Below are 1,153 nucleotides of genomic sequence, written 5' to 3' on the forward strand. Positions count from 1 at the left end.
AATATTGCAGAGAGATTGCCTTACGCCTGCGGATCAAATTGCTGATGAAACAGGTATGTCCGCTTCATCTGTTTTGAGGCGCATACGTAAAATGCGCGACGATGGGGTAATTTTGGGACAGGTCACAATTGTCGATGCGAAGAAGGTGGGTATGCCTTTAACCTTTGTTACTGCGCTAGAAATTGAGAGAGAGCGCAAGGACTTACTTGCTCAACTTAAAAGATGGTTGGATAAAGAAGACTCAGTACAACAGGCCATTTACACAACTGGCTCCGCTGACGTTTATTTGATCGTGGTAGCAAAGAATGTGGAAGCCTATGATGCGATTACCCAGAGACTTGTGGAGGAAAACCCAAACATACGTCGTGTTACAACCAGTGTCTCGCTACAAACATATAAGCGCGGACTATACATACCTACTGAAGATGACAGTATCTGACTTCATGCCGAGAGTCCCTAACCTTCTTGTTGGCATGAGCGGGCTGACATAGTTTTTTTCCGGTCTAACCCGAAGTTGACGGGCAGACGGCACATGCTCTCTTCATCATTTCGCAACGGAATGAGAGTTATCATTTCATTCTCGGTCCACTGTTATCGGTGCACATTTCCTTCGTTCAGCGAGACACGTTATGAACCCAGCGACCCAAGTGCCCCTTGGTACTGCGACAATGACCAAAAGTATGGTGCTCTTATTTGCATTCTGCTGCGGCGCAATCGTGGCTAACATCTACTATTCGCAGCCGATTATCGGCCTGATTGCACCGGACATTGGCCTGACCAATACCATGGCCAGCCCGATCGTTTCGCTGACCCAGATCGGTTTCGCGCTTCGCCTGTTCTTCCTCGTGCCCCTGAGTGATTTGTTCGTCTACAGAGCCGATCCATAACGGCCGTTCCATCAGAGTATCGGGCACCATAACGACCTTAAAAAACAGAACCTCGAATATGAATCATGAACTTTGGCAGGAACCTGATGGCTGTCAGACCTTTTGTCTAGCCGGTGCTCGAAGCTGGTTCATTTATTTCGAAAATCTCAAAGTCTTTTATCAACAAAACTGAAAAACCCGCGACGCAGCCGCGTCAAAAAAAGATGCACAACCTATTGAATTTTAAAGGCCTAAAAAAAATCATCTTTTTTTGAATACCCACATCG

1 protein-coding gene and 1 pseudogene are annotated in these 1,153 nt (G+C 46.5%); both read left to right on the plus strand.

Features of this window, described 5'->3' with window-relative positions; translation table 11 throughout:
• Positions 1-439 (plus strand): Lrp/AsnC family transcriptional regulator (locus HT737_RS29035; protein ID WP_182404548.1); only part of this gene is annotated, 439 nt, incomplete at its 5' end.
• A 190-nt stretch (positions 440-629) separates the two neighbouring features.
• Positions 630-875 (plus strand): annotated as a pseudogene (locus tag HT737_RS29040) (MFS transporter); the annotation flags it as partial.
• Positions 876-1,153 lie beyond the last annotated feature (278 nt).

This window comes from Pseudomonas sp. MD195_PC81_125, from assembly GCF_014060985.1.
In the GTDB taxonomy this organism is placed as follows: domain Bacteria; phylum Pseudomonadota; class Gammaproteobacteria; order Pseudomonadales; family Pseudomonadaceae; genus Aquipseudomonas; species Aquipseudomonas parakoreensis.